Source organism: Rhodococcus sp. 852002-51564_SCH6189132-a, from assembly GCF_001665495.1.
Taxonomy (GTDB): Bacteria; Actinomycetota; Actinomycetes; order Mycobacteriales; family Mycobacteriaceae; genus Rhodococcus; species Rhodococcus pyridinivorans.
This window is the reverse complement of the sequence record NZ_LZMJ01000004.1, coordinates 104,027-120,921: the sequence shown is the minus strand read 5'-3', so window position 1 is coordinate 120,921 and position 16,895 is coordinate 104,027. Positions and strand designations below refer to the sequence as shown.

Below are 16,895 nucleotides of genomic sequence, written 5' to 3'. Positions count from 1 at the left end.
CTCCATACGGAGCAGCCATGATCATCACCGGTGTCGCCGTGTGCCTCGTCGTTCTCCTCGGGGCCGGCTTCTACTCCACCCGCAAGGTCCGCGGACAGGCCGGGAACTTTCTTCTCGCAGGTCGCTCGCTCGGTGCCCCTGTCCTTGCCGTCCTGCTCATGTCGCAGGTCATCGATTCCAACGCGACCCTCGGTTCCGCCGACCTCGCGGCCGGATTCGGATTCTGGGCGGGTGCGGCGATGCCGCTGGGTGTCGCATCGAGCGTGCTGCTCGTCGGACTGTTCTTCGCGAAGCGCCTACGCGCGACGGGCGTCGTGACCCTGCCCGAGTTCTTCGCCCGCCGCTTCGGCCGCGGCACCGAGATCACCGCGTCCGTGCTCACGGTCGGCAGCTTCGGCATCCTCCTCGCCGGCAACCTCGTCGCCCTGGGCTACCTGCTCCAGTACTTCCTCGGCCTGAACTACACGGCGGCGGTGCTGGTGATCATCCCGTTCGTGCTCGCCTACACGGTGGCCGGCGGCATGTTCGCCAGCGTCTACACCGGCATGGTCCAGTTCGCGATCATGGCCGTCGGCATCGTCTCGCTCCTCGTGTGGACGGCCTTCGGACCCGGCTTCACCCACGGGGACGGCCTCGGCATCGGCGATCTCGGACAGCTCACCGATCCGGCGCAGGGGGCCGCGGTCAACTGGGCCACCATCGTCGCTCTCGGTCTCGGCAACCTCGTCGCGATCGACCTGATGCAGCGCGTGTTCTCCGCCAAGTCCCCGATCGCTGCGCAGCGCGCCTGCTTCTCTGCGGCGACCGGCATTCTCGTCCTGTGTGTGCCGCTGTCCTTCGTGGCCCTTGCTGCCGTGTCGATCGTCGGTGACAGCGCAGCCGACGCCCCGATCCTCTACGTTCTGCTGGGCGAGTACACGCCGCAGTGGTTGTCGATCCTTGTGCTCTCCGGTCTGGTGACGGCTTCGCTGACCACGATCAGTGGTGTGCTGCTGTCCACCGCGACGGTTCTGGTGCGCAACGTCTTCCGCGTAGGCGGCGAGAACGCCGCGATGTCGTCGGACGTCATGAAGGCCACCCGCCTGCTCATGCTGCCGATGGCTGCCTTCGGTGCCCTCGTCGCGCTGCGGGTCCCGCAGACCGGCATCCTGCTCACCCTCACCTTCGACCTGCTGCTCGCCTCGCTGGTAGTGCCGTTCATCCTCGGACTGTTCTGGTCGCGCGGTGACGGTCGCGCTGTGGCTGCCGCAGCGATCGCCGGTATCACGGTGCGCGCCGGCTTCTTCGTCCTCACCCCGACGATCTACGGCGTCGACAACACCCTGCTGTACATCCCGAACTCTCTGGTCACCTCGAGCGTCGACGGCTGGACGACCTTCATCGGCTTCCTCGTCTCGCTGGTCGCGTACGTGACCGTGGCGCTGGTGCGCAGCCCGGTCCCCGCGATCACGGCTCCGGAGCCCGTCGTCGTCCCCGTGAAGCAGCCGGCCGCGGTGTAGTTCGCGCGCCGAACCGGGGTTCGCTACCGCAACACGCGGGGCGAACCCCGGTTCACCGCGTCAGCTTCGCAGCACGACGCGCAGCTTGCCGCAGTCTCTCCGCCACGACGTCGAACCGCTCGAGTTCCGCCCAGGTCCAGCGCACCACCTCGTAGCCAGCGTCGCGGATCGCGTCCTGCCGGAGCTTCTCGTCGAACACGTCGCGCGGAGCGGAATACTTGATCCGTCCGTCGAACTCTCCGACGATGCCGTTCTCCCAGAAGAAGTCGACGCGATAGCGTCGACCGTTTCCACCCACGATCTCGTACTGGAGGATCGGCCGCGGGAGTCCCGCCTCCGCAATACGTAGACGCGACAGCGACTCTCCTGCACTCTCGCTCCGACCGTCCAGGAACGGAACGACGGCGCGGGCCTTCGCGAGACCGTGCCTGTGTCCGGATCCGGCGAGCACCCGGAGCAAGTCCGCCGCGGCGTCCGGATACAGTCGCAGAGCCGAGTCACCCACGACGACGGCCTGATCTCTCGGCAACGTCCGGGCGAGGTCGACGACCGTCCGGGCGACCGATGTCACCGGCAGGCCGTCGAGGAGAACGACGTCGTCACCGACTTCGGTCGGGTGCACATGGATCTGCGACGTCATCCGCCCGTGCCGGTGCGGTGGCCTGGAGACGTGTACGTGTTCGAGCGAGGCCTTCCACAGATCCAGCCCATGAAGGGACGCCGCAGAGACGTGGCTCAGGACCGTTCCTGCGGAGAGTTGCCGACCGAGATGCCGTGCCCGGACCCGGTGCACCCCGACCTCGCCGAGCGCCTCGACGTCCGATCGGTGCAAGAACATACCGCGTCCGAGGCGGACGAGGTCTTCGGCCCTGGTTGCTCTGCGGATGTCGTTGTCGGACATGCCGGATTCCGTCAGTGTCGCGGTCGTGAGTATAGGTGGATCGCCCATGAGTCGATCGTCGCAGCCCGTGCGGGTGCCGAAGCGCCGCAGAAAGTCCACAGGCGCATTCTGTGGATGAATACTTCCGCTGTGGAGAACCCGTGCCCTACAGCAGTTCGCCCGCCGAACCGTACTTCGCCCGTGCTATAGGCGGGGTGAAGTACGGTTCGGCGGGCGAGGTTCTGCCGAGTATCCGTGTTCGCTCACTATGCGCGGATCGATGAAGCCACCCCGACCGACGTCTCCCAGAACTGCGCATAGCGGCCGCTGCGACGCACCAGCTCTTCGTGGATTCCCTGCTCGACGATTCGCCCTCGGTCCAGGAACACGATCCGGTCGGCGTCGCGGACGGTGTGCAACCGGTGCGTGACCAGGAGCACCGTCCGTCCCGCCGTGAGCCGCTCCAGGCCGGCGCGGACGACCGCCTCGTTCTCGACGTCCTGCCGCACACCGACGTGCTCGAACAGTTCGAACGACGCCGCGAGCAGGAAGGCGTGGCTGCCCTCGTAGACCGGTCCGGGCGAGATGTAGTCGTCGACCTTCTCCGCGCCGGTCGAGGCGAGGACCTCGTCGACGAAGTCGGAGAGTTGTTGTGCGCTGGCCTCCATCGGCAGCCGTCTTCCGACGGGACGCAGTCCCAGTCGTTCGTGCCGGCCGCGCTTCCGTTCGGGTCGCCGAACGCGTGGGCGAAGCCGTCCAGGAACGTCTTTCCGACGGGCAGGGGAGGAGCGGGCTCCTCCGCGGCTGCCGTTCCCGCCCCGACCACAGTGAAGGCGACCGCGAGTACCGCGGTGGCCCATGAGCGTATGTGCATTCCCACCCCCGAAGTATGTGGATGGGCAAGGAAGTCAACAGAAATTCTCTCCGCTGGGGAGTGTGTTTTCCGCGCGGGGTCGGGGCCGCGTCAGCCCTCGGTGTCCTCCGGGGAGCGGGCGGCTTCTACTGCGGCAGTCATGGAGCCGAGGAATTCCCGCACGACGTCCAGTTGCGGCTCGGAGAAGGGTTCGAGCGCGGCGGATGCTCGGGCGAAGAGCGGGCCGAAGAAATCCCATCCGAGTTTCTCGGCGGCCGGGGTCACGCGAAGGATCACGCGTCGCCGGTCGTCGCTGTCGCGATCCCGCCTCACGTGGCCGGCCCGTTCGAGCCTGTCGACGAGTGCGGTGACCGAGGCGGTATTGAGCCGCAGGTGCTCGGCGAGCCAGCCGGGTGTCGCGATCTCCCCGGCCCGTTCCCGGTCGAGAAGTCCGATCAGCGCCCGCAGATCGGTGGGGTGCAGCGCGTGTTTCTGTGCGAATTCGGCGCCGAGCAGATCGAGTTGCACCGTGAGCGCGCGCAACCGGTGGATCATGTCGAGTCTGCCGTCGTCCGTCATGTCACCTCCACCTCTCGACAGACTCTACTCGCCCACCTAGTATCTCGATCATCGAGATATTCGACAGTGGAGGTTCCGATGCTCCGGTCACCACGCACATCGTTCGCAGAATCCGACGAGGGGCGCGCTTTCTACGCCGCGTACGACGCGCTCCTCGCGAAATGGCCACGCGGCACCGTGATCCACGATCTCGACTCCCGCTTCGGCACCACCCGCGTCACCGAGTACGGGCCACCCGAGGCGCCGCCGGTGCTATTGCTCCCGGGTGCCGGCGCCACGTCGATGGTCTGGTTCGCCACCGCCGCAGCCCTGGGGGAGGCCCACCGCGTGCTGGCCGTCGACATCCTCGGCGACGTCGGACGCAGCGTCGCCGACGGTGATCCCGTACGCAACGTCGACGATCTGCTCGGATGGCTCGGGTCCGTCGCCGATGCCCTCGGGGCGACGCGGTGCGCACTCGTCGGTCACTCGTACGGCGCGATGATCGCGCTCGCGGCGGCCGTGCGCACACCCCATCGGGTCGACCGGCTCGTGCTGCTCGATCCCAACTCGTGCTTCGCCGGGATGCAGCCTGGATATCTACTACGGGCGCTTCCCGTCCTTCTCCGGCCCACCGCCGCCCGCGAACGGGCATTTCTCGGGTGGGAAACCCGAGGGGCACAACTCGATCCCGGCTGGATCACCTTGATGGCGCTCGGCGCGGAGCATTTCCCGACCGCGAAGACGATCGTGCCCCAGCGGCCGTCGTCCGAAGAGCTGGGGCGGTACACGGCCGAGACCACGGTGGTGCTCGCGCCGTTCGGGCGCGTCCACGACCCGGACAAGGTGGCACGTGCTGCACGGCAGGCCCTGCCGTCCTGCCGGATCGTCATGCTGACCGCCGGTACCCATCACACCCTGCCGATGTACCCGAGCGACGAGATCGACACCGTGCTGCGGGATGCGTTGGGTACCGGTGCTCCTGTCGATCAGAATTATGATCCAGATCACCGATGAAGGTCGGATTATTCGTTTCCGCAGGTCACCACGTAGTAACGGACTGTTCTCCGCAGGTTCGGGGTCTCTATGTGAGCCGGAAGTCGTGGAGCCGTAGAAATACACTCGCTACCGTTGAAAGCGACGAAGTGCCCCGAAACGGGCGAATGGAAGTGAGAAATCATGGGCAGTTCTCCGGCCCCTGAGCGAATTGCCGAATACCCCAGACCTTCGCACACGCTGCTCCACCTCACCGACACCCACCTCGTCGGTGGAGACGAACTCCTCTACGGCACCGTCGACGCCGACACCCGCCTCGGCCTGATCCTCGACGACATCCGTGCCTCCCGGGTCCGACCCGACGCCCTGGTGTTCACCGGCGACCTCGCCGATCGCGGCCAGCCCGACGCCTACCGCAAGCTCCGCGGACTCGTCGAACCACTGGCCGCAGCGCTCGACGCCGCGATCGTGTGGGCGATGGGCAACCACGACGACCGCGCGACCTTCCGTGAAGAGCTGCTCGACGAAGCGCCTCTCGGCGCACCGATCGACGCCGTCCACACCGTGGGCGGACTTCGGATCGTCAGCCTCGACACCTCGGTCCCGGGCCATCACCACGGTGAGGTGACCGACGACCAGCTCGCCTGGCTCGCCGACGAACTCTCGACACCCGTCCCGTTCGGTACCGTTCTCGCACTGCATCATCCGCCCGTGCCGAGCGTGTTCGACATGGCTGTCCTCGTCGAACTGCGCGACCAGGCCGGTCTCGCCGAAGTGCTGCGCGGCACCGATGTCCGCGCCATCCTCGGCGGTCACCTGCACTACTCGACCTCGGCCACGTTCGCGGGCATCCCGGTGTCCGTCGCCTCGTCGACCTGCTACACGCAGGACCTGAACGTCCCGGTCGGTTCGCAGCGCGGGCACGACGGCGCGCAGGGTTTCAACCTCGTGCACGTCTATCCCGACACGATCGTGCACTCCGTGGTGCCCAGCGGAAGTTACGCCACCGCCGGGCAGCCCCACACGGCCGAGGACGCGGCGCGGCGTCTGGCCGAAGCCGGCATCCGCATCCCCGAGAACCCCGACCTCACCGTTCGGATCTAACCGACGTCCGGTCGGCCCGGGTGGCCGGTCTCCCAGGGTGCCGGGATCGGGTAGTACCGCTCCAGGAACTGCGTGACCTTCGCGGTGCGCAGCTCCAGGTCGACCTCGGGCGTGCTGCCGTCGTTGAGGCAGAACAGGTCGAGATTGCGGCGCGCCAGGATCGTGTCCAGATGTCGCAGACCGGACTTCACAGTGGTGTCGACGTACTCCACCTTCGCCGCGGTCTGCTGCACCGCGCGGCCGGTCAGCAGCGTGTAGTAGTGGTAGAAGGAGTTCGTCACCGAGATGTTGTCGGCCGCCCGGAACGGGCTCGCCGCCGTCGCAGCGAACTCGTCCCCGAACTCGCGTTCCATCTCCGCCATGATCGACCTGCGCAACGGGACCGGGGTGTGTTCGAGGTGCCGAGTGATGGTGACCCCGAAGCGATCCTGCAGGAGCTTGCGGTTCATGCGGGCGGAGTTCTCGAATCCGCTGCGCGACGGGTCGTTCCGACCCAGCCCGATCCGCACGTCGCACTCGATGAACTTGCTGACACCCCCGCCGGAGAAGAACAGGCTCGGGCTCACCCGGCGACCGAAGAACATGTCGTCGTTCGAGTACAGGAAGTGCTCGGACAGCCCCGGGATGTGGTGCAGTTGCGACTCGACCGCCATCGAGTTGTAGGTGGGCAGCGCTGACGGGTCGGCGAAGAACTCCTCGCTCCGCACGAACGTCACACGCGGATCGTCGGCGAGCCACGCCGGTCGCGGCGAGTCGGTGGCGACGAAGATCCGCCGCACCCACGGCGCGTACATGTGGACCGAACGCAGGGCGTACTTGAGTTCGTTGATCTGCCGGTAGCGCGCCGGCGAGTCGTCACCCTCACCGACGACGTAGTTCTGCATCAGCTTCGCGCGCTCGGCCTGGAACGACTTCGATGACCCGTCCACCCACGAGAACACGAGGTCGATCTCGAACGGGATGTCGCCGGGATGGCGGTCGAACATGCCCTCGATCGTGGGCCACAGTTGTCCGTACCGCTCGACCGTCGTCCGGCGCATCTCGTCGCGCAGGGCGATCGTGCGGGTGAGGGCGTTCGGGCGAGGCATGATCACCTCGTCGTCGGTGTAGGTCCACAGTTCGATGTCGACTCCGTTCGACGCGCCGTACCGCATCCCGCTGGTCAGTTCGACGCGCGGGCGGAACAGCCGGAACACGCGGTCCTTCCTGTCGCGTGAGAGCCGTCCGTCCGACACCGGAACCGGGCGTCGCTTGGAGCCGACAGCCTTCGAGTAGAACGGCTCGTCGGCGCATCCCTCGGCGAGCGCGGCACGCAATCTCTTCCGATCGGCACGGTCGATCGCCAGGATCGGGCGGTCGCTGTCGTCGCGGACGAGCAGGTAGTCGATGTGCGCCCGGTCGAGGGCGCGGCGCAGGAGCAGTACGTCCTCGATCTGCGCTTCGTTGGGCGTCGTGGTGGTGATGGGGATCGCGTAGCGATCCTCGAACCATACGACGTCCTCGTGGCGCGCGGGTCCGCGGACCGGGGCACGGTCGAGCGGCGGGGCGTCTCCGACCTGCTGGGAAAGGGAGACGTAGGGAGCGTTGTAGGGGGCCGGCGTGTGCGTCGGAATCTCCTTTCACGGGTCGGGGCAGGAAAGGCTCATTTTAACGCCGATCTGAGCTAAGTTCCCGGGTCGGTGATGTGACGATCCGATGAATGCCGACGCCGACGGTCTCGACGGGGTCGAGATCCCGAGGTGTAACCTGTGCGCAGGACTCGACACGGGGTGCCGGACACGGCTGAGAGAACACCCGTCGAACCTGATCTCGATTATGCGAGCGAAGGGATGCCGAGCCGGCGACAGGCCTGAGGTCTGTCGCCCTCACGCACCCTTCCCGACACAGGGAAGGCACAGAAGATGTCATTGCAGAACCAGGTCGTCCTCGTCACCGGTGCCGGTCGCGGCCTCGGCCACAGCATCGCGCAGGCGTTCGCCGACGAAGGAGCCGCCGTCGTTCTCGATTACCGGCGCAGCGGCGAGAGCGCGCACGAACTGGCCGACAAGATCGGACCCGAGCGGGCCGTCGCTCTGAAAGCCGATGTCACCGACCGCGCCGACGTCGAGTCGCTGTTCGCGCGGGCCCGCGAGCACTTCGGGCGACCCGTCACCACGGTCGTCAACAACGCCCTGCCCGACTTCTCGTTCAACGGCGACGCCCGCGCCAAGGCGGACGAGATCGGATACGCCGAATTCGGTGCCCAGTTCGACGGGGTCGTCGGTGGTGCCGTCAACGTCATCCAGGCCGCGCTGCCGGGCATGCGGGAAGCCGGCGGCGGCAGCGTCGTCAACATCGGCACCAACCTGTTCCAGCACCCCGTCGTCCCGTACCACGACTACACCGCCGCCAAGGCCGCGCTGCTGTCGCTGACCCGCACCTTCGCCGCCGACCTCGGCCCCGACGGGATCCGCGTCAACATGGTCTCCGGTGGTCTGCTGCGCACGACCGACGCATCGTCGGCGACCCCCGAAGCGGTGTTCGACCTCATCGCGTCGTCGACGCCGCTGCGGAAGGTCACCACCCCCGAGGATTTCGCGGCCGCGGTGCTGTTCTTCGCCTCCGACTGGTCGCGGGCCGTCACCGGGCAGAACCTGGTGGTCGACGGGGGACTGGTGATGAACTGATGACCGGACCACGCACCCTCCACCTCAACGCCTTCCTCTACGGCGTCGGGCACCACTCGTCGGCATGGCGGCATCCCGACTCCGCGGCCGAACGCATCGGCGACATCACGTATTTCGAGGAACTCGCACGCACCGCCGAACGCGGATGTCTCGACGCGGTGTTCTTCGCCGACGGTCACAGCGTCAACCCGAAGTACACAGCGGGCACCACCTGGTTCCTCGAACCGCTCACCGCACTGTCGGCGATGGCCCGCGCGACCGAGCGCGTCGGTCTGGTCACCACCGTTTCTGCAAGCTTCTTCACGCCGTTCCACGCGGCACGGATGCTCGCCTCGCTCGACCACATCAGCGGGGGACGGGTGGGCGCGAACATCGTCACCTCGATGTTCGACGAGGAAGCCCGCAACCACGGATTCGACGCGCTCCCGCCGCACACGGAGCGATATGCCCGGGCGGAAGAGTTCATCGAAGTGCTGTGCGCACTGTGGGATTCGTGGGACGACGGCGGTGTCCTCGTCGACCGGGTCGGCGGCAGGTTCCTGGACTCCTCCGCGATCTGTCCGATCCATCACCGGGGCAAGCACTTCCGCGTCGACGGTCCCCTGACCGTGCCGCGGTGCCCGCAAGGCCGACCCGTGCTGTTCCAGGCGGGGGCGTCGGAGACCGGGCGCAACCTGGCGGCCCGCCACGCCGAGGCCGTCTACTCCGTCGCGTGGGACATGACCGCGGCGATCGAGTACGCCACCGACCTGCGCGCGCGGATCGCCGCGGCCGGCAGGGATCCCGGTACGGTCGCCATCCTGCCCGGACTCGTCACCTACGTCGGTCGCACCGAGGAGGAGGCGTGGGCGAAGAAGGCGGAACTCGATGCGCTCCTCGACGTCGATGCCGCCGTCACCCAGCTCGGCGTCTTCACGGGTCAGGACTACACCGGCCACGACCTCGACGCTCCCGTCGACGACCTGCCACCCATCGAGGAGTTCACCGGGCCGCAGGGGCGCTACGCGACGGTGCAGCGCATTATCGAGACCCGCCGTCCCACCCTGCGCGAACTGCTCGGCTACCTCGCCGCGGGTGGTGGTCACGCGACGATGATCGGCACCCCCGAATCCGTCGCCGACAGCATCGAGGAATGGTTCAGCGCGGGTGCCTGCGACGGCTTCAACCTCATGTGCCCCGCCTATCCGGATTCCCTCGACGACTTCGTCGACCTCGTCGTCCCGGAACTGCAGCGTCGCGGCCTGTTCCGGACCGAATATCCCGGCTCGACCCTGCGCGACTCGCTCGGTCTGAAGACGGTATAGCGGAGCGCGAAGCGGTCATCGGAGCGGGTTGTAGCGCGCGCCGATGACCGTTTCGCGCTCCAGAGCAGCCCGACGTGCCTGCTGCCGACGACGTGCGCGCTCGAACCGATCGACGACGACGTGGAATCGCGACAGCTCCGCCCAGTTCCAGCGGATCACCTCCAGCCCGAGATCCCGTAGCGCATCCTCGCGCTCCTTCTCAGCGAGCAGATCGTGGCGCTCGGTGTACTTTCCGGCACCGTCGAACTCGCCGACGATGCCGAGTTCGCGCCACAAGAAGTCCACGCGGTACCGGCGTCCGTCACGAACGACGATCTCGTGCTGCAGGTCGGGCATCGGTAGACCCGCCTCGATCATGTGCAGCCGCGACAGCGACTCCCCGACACTCTCGCTCCGGCCGTCGACGAGGCGCGCGACCGACTCCGCCGCGACGATCCCGGTCCTACCTCGACATGCAGCAAGGATCCGGGGCAGGTCGAGATGCGCCGTCGGATCCGCACGCAACGCCGAATCGCCGATGACGAGAGCACGCGGACGCGACAGCGTGCGCGCGACGTCGACGACGGTACGAGCGAGCGACGTGACGCGCAGACCGTCCACGTCGACGACGTCGCCGTCCAGGTCGGAGGTGTGGATGTGCAGGTCGTCGCTCACCCGGCAGCTGCGCGTCGGTGGGCGCGTGACGTGGATCCGTCCCAGCGGCGCGTCCCACACGTCGAGGCCGTGGACGACCGCGGCCGTCACATGACTGAGCGCCTCGTCGACATCGAGACGAGAGCCGACGAGGCGTGCCCGGGCGAGGTGAACTCCCACGGGGCCGAGGGCGTCGACGTCCTCTCGTGTCATGTACGTGCCGCGAGCGATCCTGACGAGCCCGCCGTGCCGGAGCCGTGTGCGCACCGCACGATCCGATATGCCGGCCTCGGCGAGCATCGCCCTCGTCCACACCTGTCGGGTCATGGACCCGATCTTCGGGCACGGCCGGACCCGATCCGGGGCCGTCGCACTCCGATCGCCTCGGTCTGTGGAGAACACGAATGCCTGTGGACAACCACGTGACGCGGCCGTGCTCGCCCACCGGACGCCGGTACGATCAGCCTCCCGGCGTCGGCACGGGAGTGCTTTCCTCCGCTCCGGGAGCGCGTGCCGGATCGCTCGGCGCCTGATAATCGGAGCCGTAGAAGATCGGCAGGATGCCCTTGACGAGGGTCAGCGCCGAACCTTCACCCGAGGGCACCGTCGACAGATTCGTGGCGATGACGATCGTCAGGTCGGTGTCGGGGTCGTGTCCCATGAAGGTCATGAAGCCGGGAAGCTGACCGTCGTGCCCGAGCAGGGGACCGAACTGCGCCATGCCGAGTCCGTATCCGGCGGTTCCCCCGCCCACCGACTGCACGCTGTCGAGCCGGGTATTCTGCATCTGCTCATCGAGCAGACCGCCGCCGACCAGTGCCTTCACATAGGTGGTCATGTCGTCGACGGTGGAGATCGCGGCGCCCGCGGTCCACGCCCAGGAGGGATTGTCGTCGGTCACGTCATTCGGCTTCAGTGTTCCGGCGAGCGCTGCGGCCTGCTGGTCGTCCGGCAATTCGAAGGTATCGATGGTGGAGACGTTGGTGCCGAACATGTAGCCCCGCGGATGCGGATCCGGGATCGAGGAATCCTCGATCGCCGGGAACGAGGTGTTCCCGAGTTCGAGTGGAGCGAAAATGCGCTCGTCGAACGCATCCGCCACCGGCATGCCCGTCAGTTCCTCGATGACGAGCCCGAGCAGCACCGTATTGGTGTTGCTGTATTCGAACTGTTCCCCGGGCGGGAAGTTCACGGGCCGAGAGAACGCGATCTGCAGCAACTCCTCCTGCGTCCACACCTTCTCGGGTTCGCGGTCCAGTGTCGCATTGAACTCCGGGTCGAAGGTGTAGCTGTACAGGCCGCTCCGCATCTCGGCGAGCTGCGCGATGGTGATGGTGTCGCCGTTCGGGACACCGTCGATGTACTTCGAGATCGGGTCCTCGAGCGACACGCGACCTTCCTGCACCAATTGCAGGATGGCGGTGACGGTCATCGTCTTCGTGTTGCTCCCGATCCGGAAATGATCGTCGGCGGAGATCGGATCGTCGGTGTCGAGGGTGGACGTGCCGAACGTGCCGGTCCAGTCACCGCGGTCGGGGGAGCTGATCTGTATCACCGCGCCGGGAATGGCGTTGTCGCGCATCAACCGGTCGACGGTCGATTCCACCTCCGCCACATACTCGGGCCCGGCCTCCTCGGAGGAGGCAGGGGGCGTCGCGGATTCGGGCTCGGTGGTGTCGGAACTGCACGCCGAGACGGCCAGTACGACCACCGCCACGAGTGAGGTTGCGAGTGTCTTCATCGATCGTCTGCTTTCGGGATCGGTGGTCCCCGAAAGAGCAGGGGACTCTGTGGTGGTGTCACGAATCCGGACATGTCCCGCTGTCGAGGTGAATTTTTCACCCCCTCCGAACGATTCCGATCGCAGTGTCCCTCATGTCATCCTTGGAACAGGGCCGAATCCGTGTACGGAGGTCAGATCATGAAGGCACTGGTGTTCCACGGGCCGGGGAAGCGATCCTGGGAGGACGTTCCCGACGCAACCATCCAGGACAGTACCGACGCGGTGGTGCGGGTCGACGCGGTCACCATCTGCGGCACCGACCTGCACATCCTCGGGGGGGATGTGCCCGAGGTGACCGACGGCCGGATCCTCGGCCACGAGGCCGTCGGCACCGTGGTCGAGGTGGGGGACGGAGTGCAGACACTCGCTCCCGGCGACCGAGTGCTCGTCTCGTGTATCACCGCGTGCGGTACGTGCCGCTTCTGTCGCGAGAGCCGGTACGGGCAGTGCCTCGGAGGCGGCGGCTGGATCCTCGGGCACCTGATCGACGGCACCCAGGCCGAATTGGTCCGAGTTCCGTACGCCGACAATTCGACCCACCGCATTCCCGACGGCGTGAGCGACGAGCAGATGCTCATGCTCGCCGACATTCTGCCCACCTCCTACGAGGTCGGCGTACTCAACGGCTGTCTTCGACCGGCCGACGTCGTCGTCGTCATCGGAGCCGGACCCATCGGACTCGCCGCGATCCTCGCCGCACGACTGTTCAGCCCGAGCCGCATCGTCGCCGTCGACCTCGCCGACAGTCGCCTCGACGCGGCGAAGGCGTTCGGGGCTAACGTCGTGGTCAACAGCGGTCGCGAGGACGCGGCGGCCGTCGTCCGAGATCTCACGGGAGGTCTCGGCGCCGATGTCACCGTGGAGGCCGTCGGCTATCCCGAAACGTTCGAGCAGGCGGTCGCGCTCGTCAGGCCGTGCGGACACGTCGCGAACATCGGCGTGCACGGCAAACCTGCGACCCTGCACCTCGAGGACATCTGGATCAAGAACCTGACGATCACCACCGGCCTGGTCGACACCTACTCGACGCCCACACTGATCGGTCTCGTGAGCAGTGGTCAGCTCGACACGTCGCCGATGATCACGCACCGGTTCGCGCTCGACGAGTTCGAACAGGCCTACGACGTGTTCTCCCGTGCCGGCGAGACCGGTGCGCTGAAAGTACTCCTCACGGCCGGGTCGTGACGCTCATTCCTGCTGATCGGCGATATCGAGAAGTTGCTGGATCTGCTCCGGCTCGACCCCCGGAGCGAACCCGGCGAGACGACCGAGCGGCATCGACGCCGCCATCTTCAGAACACTCTCGTCGACCCCGACCTCGCCGCCGAGCGAACCGAACGCCTGCAGGACGATCTCGGCGGCCGCGGGGTTCTGGAACAGTTCTCCGAGAGACGACTCCATCGTCAGCGGAATTCGCACCGCGTCGCCCGTCACGTCGACGGTGAGCGTCTGCCGGATGTCGCGGCTCGACGCACCGATGTCGATGCTGTACGTGCCACCTTCGACCACCCAGGAATCGACGCGGGTGTCCCAGTAGGCGAGGTCGTCGCGTCGGATACTCACGGCCACACGTTGCGATTCGCCGGAATCCAGACGGACCTTGGTGAAGCCCTTCAACTCTCGCGGCGCCCGAGCAACGGACGAACCGGGTGCACCGGCGTACACCTGCACGACCTCGGCGCCCGCACGCCCACCCGTGTTGGTGACGGTGACGTGCACCGTGAGATCGCCGTCGGATTCCACAGCGGCATCGGAGTATTCGAACGTCGTGTACGACAAGCCGTGACCGAAGGGGAAGGACACGTCGAGGCGACGCGCGTCGTACGAGCGGTATCCGACGAACAATCCTTCTCCGTACCGCACATGGCCGTGTTCGCCCGGGAAGTTCGTGTGCGCCGGGGTGTCCTCGAGCCGGATCGGGACGGTCTCCGCGAGGCGGCCGCTCGGATTCACGTGCCCGTAGAGCACGTCGGCGACGGCGCCGCCACCGGCCTGCCCGAGCAGCCACCCTTCCACGATCGCCGGAACACGGTCGGCGAAGCCGCTGAGCCGCACGACACCGCCGTTCGACAACACGACGACGACGTTCGGGTTCGCCGTCAGCACAGCATCGAGCAGCGCGGTTTGACGCTGCGGGAGTTCGAGGTCGTCGCGGTCGAAACCTTCGGATTCGAGTTCGGCGGGTACACCGAGGAACGCGACCGCGATATCGGCGTCTGCGGCACGCTTCACTGCCTCATCGACGAGTTCGGCCGAGTCCGATCCGTCGAGCGCGTAACCGGCGGCGAAGGGAACGTCCCGGCCGGACAGCGACCGGATCTCGTCGAGCGCGTTGTCGAGGCGCGTCGGTTCGATCCGGGACGATCCAGCGCCCTGGTAGCGCGGCGTGCGGGCCAGTTCGCCGATCACCGCAATGTTCGCGTCGGTGGCGAGGGGGAGCAGGTCGTTCTCGTTGCGGAGCAGCACGATGCTCTGCCCGGCCACCTCGCGTGCGAGGGCGTGATGGGCATCGGCGTCGAAGGTCGCGCGGGGATCGGACGCAGCGACGGCCTTCTGCACCAGTTCGATCACCCGCGCGGCTGCCGTGTCGAGGACCGATTCGTCGACCGTGCCCGCCCGTACCGCCGCGACGATCTCGGCGTCCGTACGACCTCCTGTGGACGGCATCTCGAGATCCAGACCTGCCGCGAGGGACGCGACGCGGTCGTCGACAGCACCCCAATCACTCACGACCAGACCCTCGAAACCCCACTCGTCGCGCAGGACGTCGGTGAGCAACCACGGGTTACGGGACGAGTACACCCCGTTGATCCGGTTGTACGAGCACATCACCGTCCACGGCTGCGCGTCGCGCACGACCCGCTCGAAGGCACGCAGGTAGATCTCCCGCAGTGGCCGCGGGTCGACGTCGGCGGAGACCCGCATCCGGTCGGTCTCCTGGTTGTTCGCCGCGAAGTGCTTGAGTGACGCACCGACACCCTGCGACTGCATGCCGTGCACGAGCGCAGCGCCCAGAACACCCGAGAGCAGCGGATCCTCCGACAGGTACTCGAAGTTCCGGCCGCACAAGGGGGAGCGCTTGATGTTGATACCGGGCCCGAGCAGGACACCGACCTGCAGTGCGCGGGCCTCCGCGCCCAACGCCGCGCCGACGCGCTCGAGCAACTCCGGGTCGAAGGAACACCCCAGCGCGACGGCAGGCGGGAAGCAGGTCGCGGGCACGGACGAGTGCAGACCGAGATGGTCGCCCTCGGCGGTCTGCTTCCGCACACCGTGCGGCCCGTCGGTGAGCATGATCGAGGGGATGTTCTCGCGCGCAACCGGTTCGGTGTGCCAGAAGTCGAGGCCGCTGGTGAGCGACGCCCTCTCCTCGACGGTCAGTCGCGCCACGATCTCGAGGGGTGAGCGGAGGGCCGGTTCGGTCATGAGACTCCTTCTCGAAGCGCGGTCGGATCCATCCTGGTCGAGTCTCGATCATGTCCGATCGCGCCGGTGAAGGCGCGGGCAAGTTCCTCCATCACGTGCGGCCACGGAATCCGCTCCTGCTCGAGGCGGAGTCGTTCCACGCGCAACCGCGTGAAGACCTCATTTTCCGCGGGCGTCAGTCGCATCGGCACGTGCGAGCTGGGGGACGGTTCCTCTACCGCGAGAGCACTCCACGCTTCCAGGGTGTGGAGGTCCATGAGGAAACTGCGCACGTCAGGCAGGTAAGCGCGGAAACGGTCGAGAATCACGAAGCCGTGCGTGTCGAGATCACCCCAGTAAACGACATCCGAGTCGGCGAGCCAGGATAGTGCGGCCAGTTCGTGCACTGCGTAACCACTGCCGTGTACGGCCACGGTGCCCGGCAGATCAGGCAGCGCATGGAGGCCCTCTTTGTTCTCGAGGACCAGTATGCGCTCCGGGTGGAGCGGCAACTCGGCGAGCTCGTCCAGCGGCGCTGCACAATGTCGCGGTGCCGTGGGTAGCAAGGTGCGGTCACAAACCGCAATTTCGCACAATCGAGGCACCGAACGCACACCGAGGTCACGATTCCCCACAGCGCCTTCGAGAAGTACCTCGACCAGTCCGCGATGCCGCGAAATCCACTTGGTATCCACACCGGGCACCGGAAGCTGCCGAATGAAAACGCCCGAAGCCGGATGGTCGGCCAGCCACCGGACCACGCCGACAAGGCGCACGAAGTCGGCTTCGCCGAGTTCGAGCCACCGTGAAAGCGTCGAGCCGATCGCGTCGGCAAGCGCGGGGGTACCGGGTGCCAGAATCTCCACCAACTGCACCCGCCGGGCGGTGAGCCTGTGCCATTCGGACATCCGGCCTGCCGCGGCGGCAATCTCACCGGGACCTGCAAACACGACCCGCACCGGCACATCCTGCGTGCCGAAGCTCGGCCAGCGCCGCGTCTCCCAGTGCACGCGACCGATTCCGCGGTGCATCTGCCAGGCGCGCACCCATGCGACCACGGCGTCGGGATCCTCCGCGACCTGCCGTTCCGAGGGTGGGTGCAACGCAATCGACAGTGAATCGGATTCGGCTGCAATTGGATCGGCCACCCACTTGCTGCGACGATTCCGGTAGGCCGTCTCTGCCCTGGTACTTACGGCTGACGGCGGCACGCA

General features: G+C 67.0%; 14 protein-coding genes and 1 riboswitch. Of the genes, 6 read left to right on the top strand and 8 right to left on the bottom strand.

The genetic code is table 11. The features are described 5' to 3' along the window. The first annotated feature begins 17 nt into the window (after positions 1–17). Positions 18–1,499, top strand: coding sequence for a sodium:solute symporter family protein (locus A5767_RS00840; protein WP_006550409.1), 1,482 nt, complete (start codon positions 18–20; stop codon positions 1,497–1,499). A 52-nt stretch (positions 1,500–1,551) separates the two neighbouring features. Here A5767_RS00840 and A5767_RS00835 read toward each other — a convergent pair whose 3' ends face one another. The 3 genes from A5767_RS00835 to A5767_RS00825 all read right to left on the bottom strand — a co-directional run bounded on the left by A5767_RS00835 (position 1,552) and on the right by A5767_RS00825 (position 3,811). Further along, the gene (locus tag A5767_RS00835) at positions 1,552–2,448 is read right to left on the bottom strand and encodes a type IV toxin-antitoxin system AbiEi family antitoxin domain-containing protein (RefSeq protein ID WP_064851413.1); all 897 of its coding nucleotides are present in this window, start codon (positions 2,446–2,448) and stop codon (positions 1,552–1,554) included. Positions 2,449–2,645: 197 nt separating this feature from the next. Beyond that, positions 2,646–3,047 carry a hypothetical protein gene (locus A5767_RS23965; RefSeq protein ID WP_064851412.1) on the bottom strand — a complete coding sequence of 134 codons (402 nt, stop codon included), beginning with the start codon at positions 3,045–3,047 and terminating at the stop codon, positions 2,646–2,648. 296 nt (positions 3,048–3,343) lie between these two features. Next, positions 3,344–3,811 (bottom strand): MarR family winged helix-turn-helix transcriptional regulator, encoded by a 468-nt coding sequence (locus A5767_RS00825; protein ID WP_064851411.1) that lies wholly within the window; start codon positions 3,809–3,811, stop codon positions 3,344–3,346. Positions 3,812–3,889: 78 nt separating this feature from the next. Between A5767_RS00825 and A5767_RS00820 the strand changes: the two genes are divergently transcribed. Continuing rightward, positions 3,890–4,807: an alpha/beta fold hydrolase gene (locus tag A5767_RS00820; protein ID WP_064851444.1), complete on the top strand. Its 918-nt coding sequence runs from the start codon at positions 3,890–3,892 to the stop codon at positions 4,805–4,807. A 162-nt stretch (positions 4,808–4,969) separates the two neighbouring features. Further along, positions 4,970–5,890 carry a phosphodiesterase gene (locus A5767_RS00815; RefSeq protein ID WP_019288141.1) on the top strand — a complete coding sequence of 307 codons (921 nt, stop codon included), beginning with the start codon at positions 4,970–4,972 and terminating at the stop codon, positions 5,888–5,890. Here A5767_RS00815 and A5767_RS00810 read toward each other — a convergent pair. Beyond that, positions 5,887–7,359: a stealth family protein gene (locus tag A5767_RS00810; protein WP_064851410.1), complete on the bottom strand. Its 1,473-nt coding sequence runs from the start codon at positions 7,357–7,359 to the stop codon at positions 5,887–5,889. The two genes, A5767_RS00815 and A5767_RS00810, sit on opposite strands and share 4 nt — an antisense overlap. A gap of 286 nt (positions 7,360–7,645) precedes the next feature. Beyond that, positions 7,646–7,737: riboswitch (TPP riboswitch) on the top strand. Between the two features lie 54 nt (positions 7,738–7,791). On the opposite strand from A5767_RS00810, the gene A5767_RS00800 reads away from it, so the two are divergent. Beyond that, positions 7,792–8,556, top strand: coding sequence for a 3-oxoacyl-ACP reductase (locus A5767_RS00800; RefSeq protein ID WP_033097362.1), 765 nt, complete (start codon positions 7,792–7,794; stop codon positions 8,554–8,556). After that, positions 8,556–9,860 (top strand): LLM class flavin-dependent oxidoreductase, encoded by a 1,305-nt coding sequence (locus A5767_RS00795; protein ID WP_064851408.1) that lies wholly within the window; start codon positions 8,556–8,558, stop codon positions 9,858–9,860. Before A5767_RS00800 ends, A5767_RS00795 begins: the two co-directional genes overlap by 1 nt. A 15-nt stretch (positions 9,861–9,875) precedes the next feature. On the opposite strand, the gene A5767_RS00790 is transcribed toward A5767_RS00795, so the two are convergent. After that, on the bottom strand, positions 9,876–10,820 hold the full coding sequence (locus A5767_RS00790; protein ID WP_050993401.1) for a type IV toxin-antitoxin system AbiEi family antitoxin domain-containing protein: 945 nt from the start codon (positions 10,818–10,820) through the stop codon (positions 9,876–9,878). Positions 10,821–10,953: 133 nt separating this feature from the next. Further along, the gene (locus A5767_RS00785) at positions 10,954–12,234 is read right to left on the bottom strand and encodes a serine hydrolase domain-containing protein (protein WP_019288146.1); all 1,281 of its coding nucleotides are present in this window, start codon (positions 12,232–12,234) and stop codon (positions 10,954–10,956) included. 180 nt (positions 12,235–12,414) lie between these two features. Between A5767_RS00785 and A5767_RS00780 the strand changes: the two genes are divergently transcribed. Further along, positions 12,415–13,461, top strand: coding sequence for a zinc-dependent alcohol dehydrogenase family protein (locus tag A5767_RS00780; protein ID WP_064063243.1), 1,047 nt, complete (start codon positions 12,415–12,417; stop codon positions 13,459–13,461). 3 nt (positions 13,462–13,464) lie between these two features. Here the strand turns inward: A5767_RS00780 and A5767_RS00775 are convergent, their stop codons facing one another. Together A5767_RS00775 and A5767_RS00770 are read right to left on the bottom strand one after the other, a co-directional pair. Next, the gene (locus A5767_RS00775) at positions 13,465–15,702 is read right to left on the bottom strand and encodes a glycoside hydrolase family 3 C-terminal domain-containing protein (protein WP_064851407.1); all 2,238 of its coding nucleotides are present in this window, start codon (positions 15,700–15,702) and stop codon (positions 13,465–13,467) included. Next, entirely contained in the window at positions 15,699–16,892 is a 1,194-nt protein-coding gene (locus A5767_RS00770; protein ID WP_231913086.1) for a DUF3322 domain-containing protein, read from the bottom strand. The genes A5767_RS00775 and A5767_RS00770 overlap by 4 nt, the downstream gene beginning before the upstream one ends. Positions 16,893–16,895 lie beyond the last annotated feature (3 nt).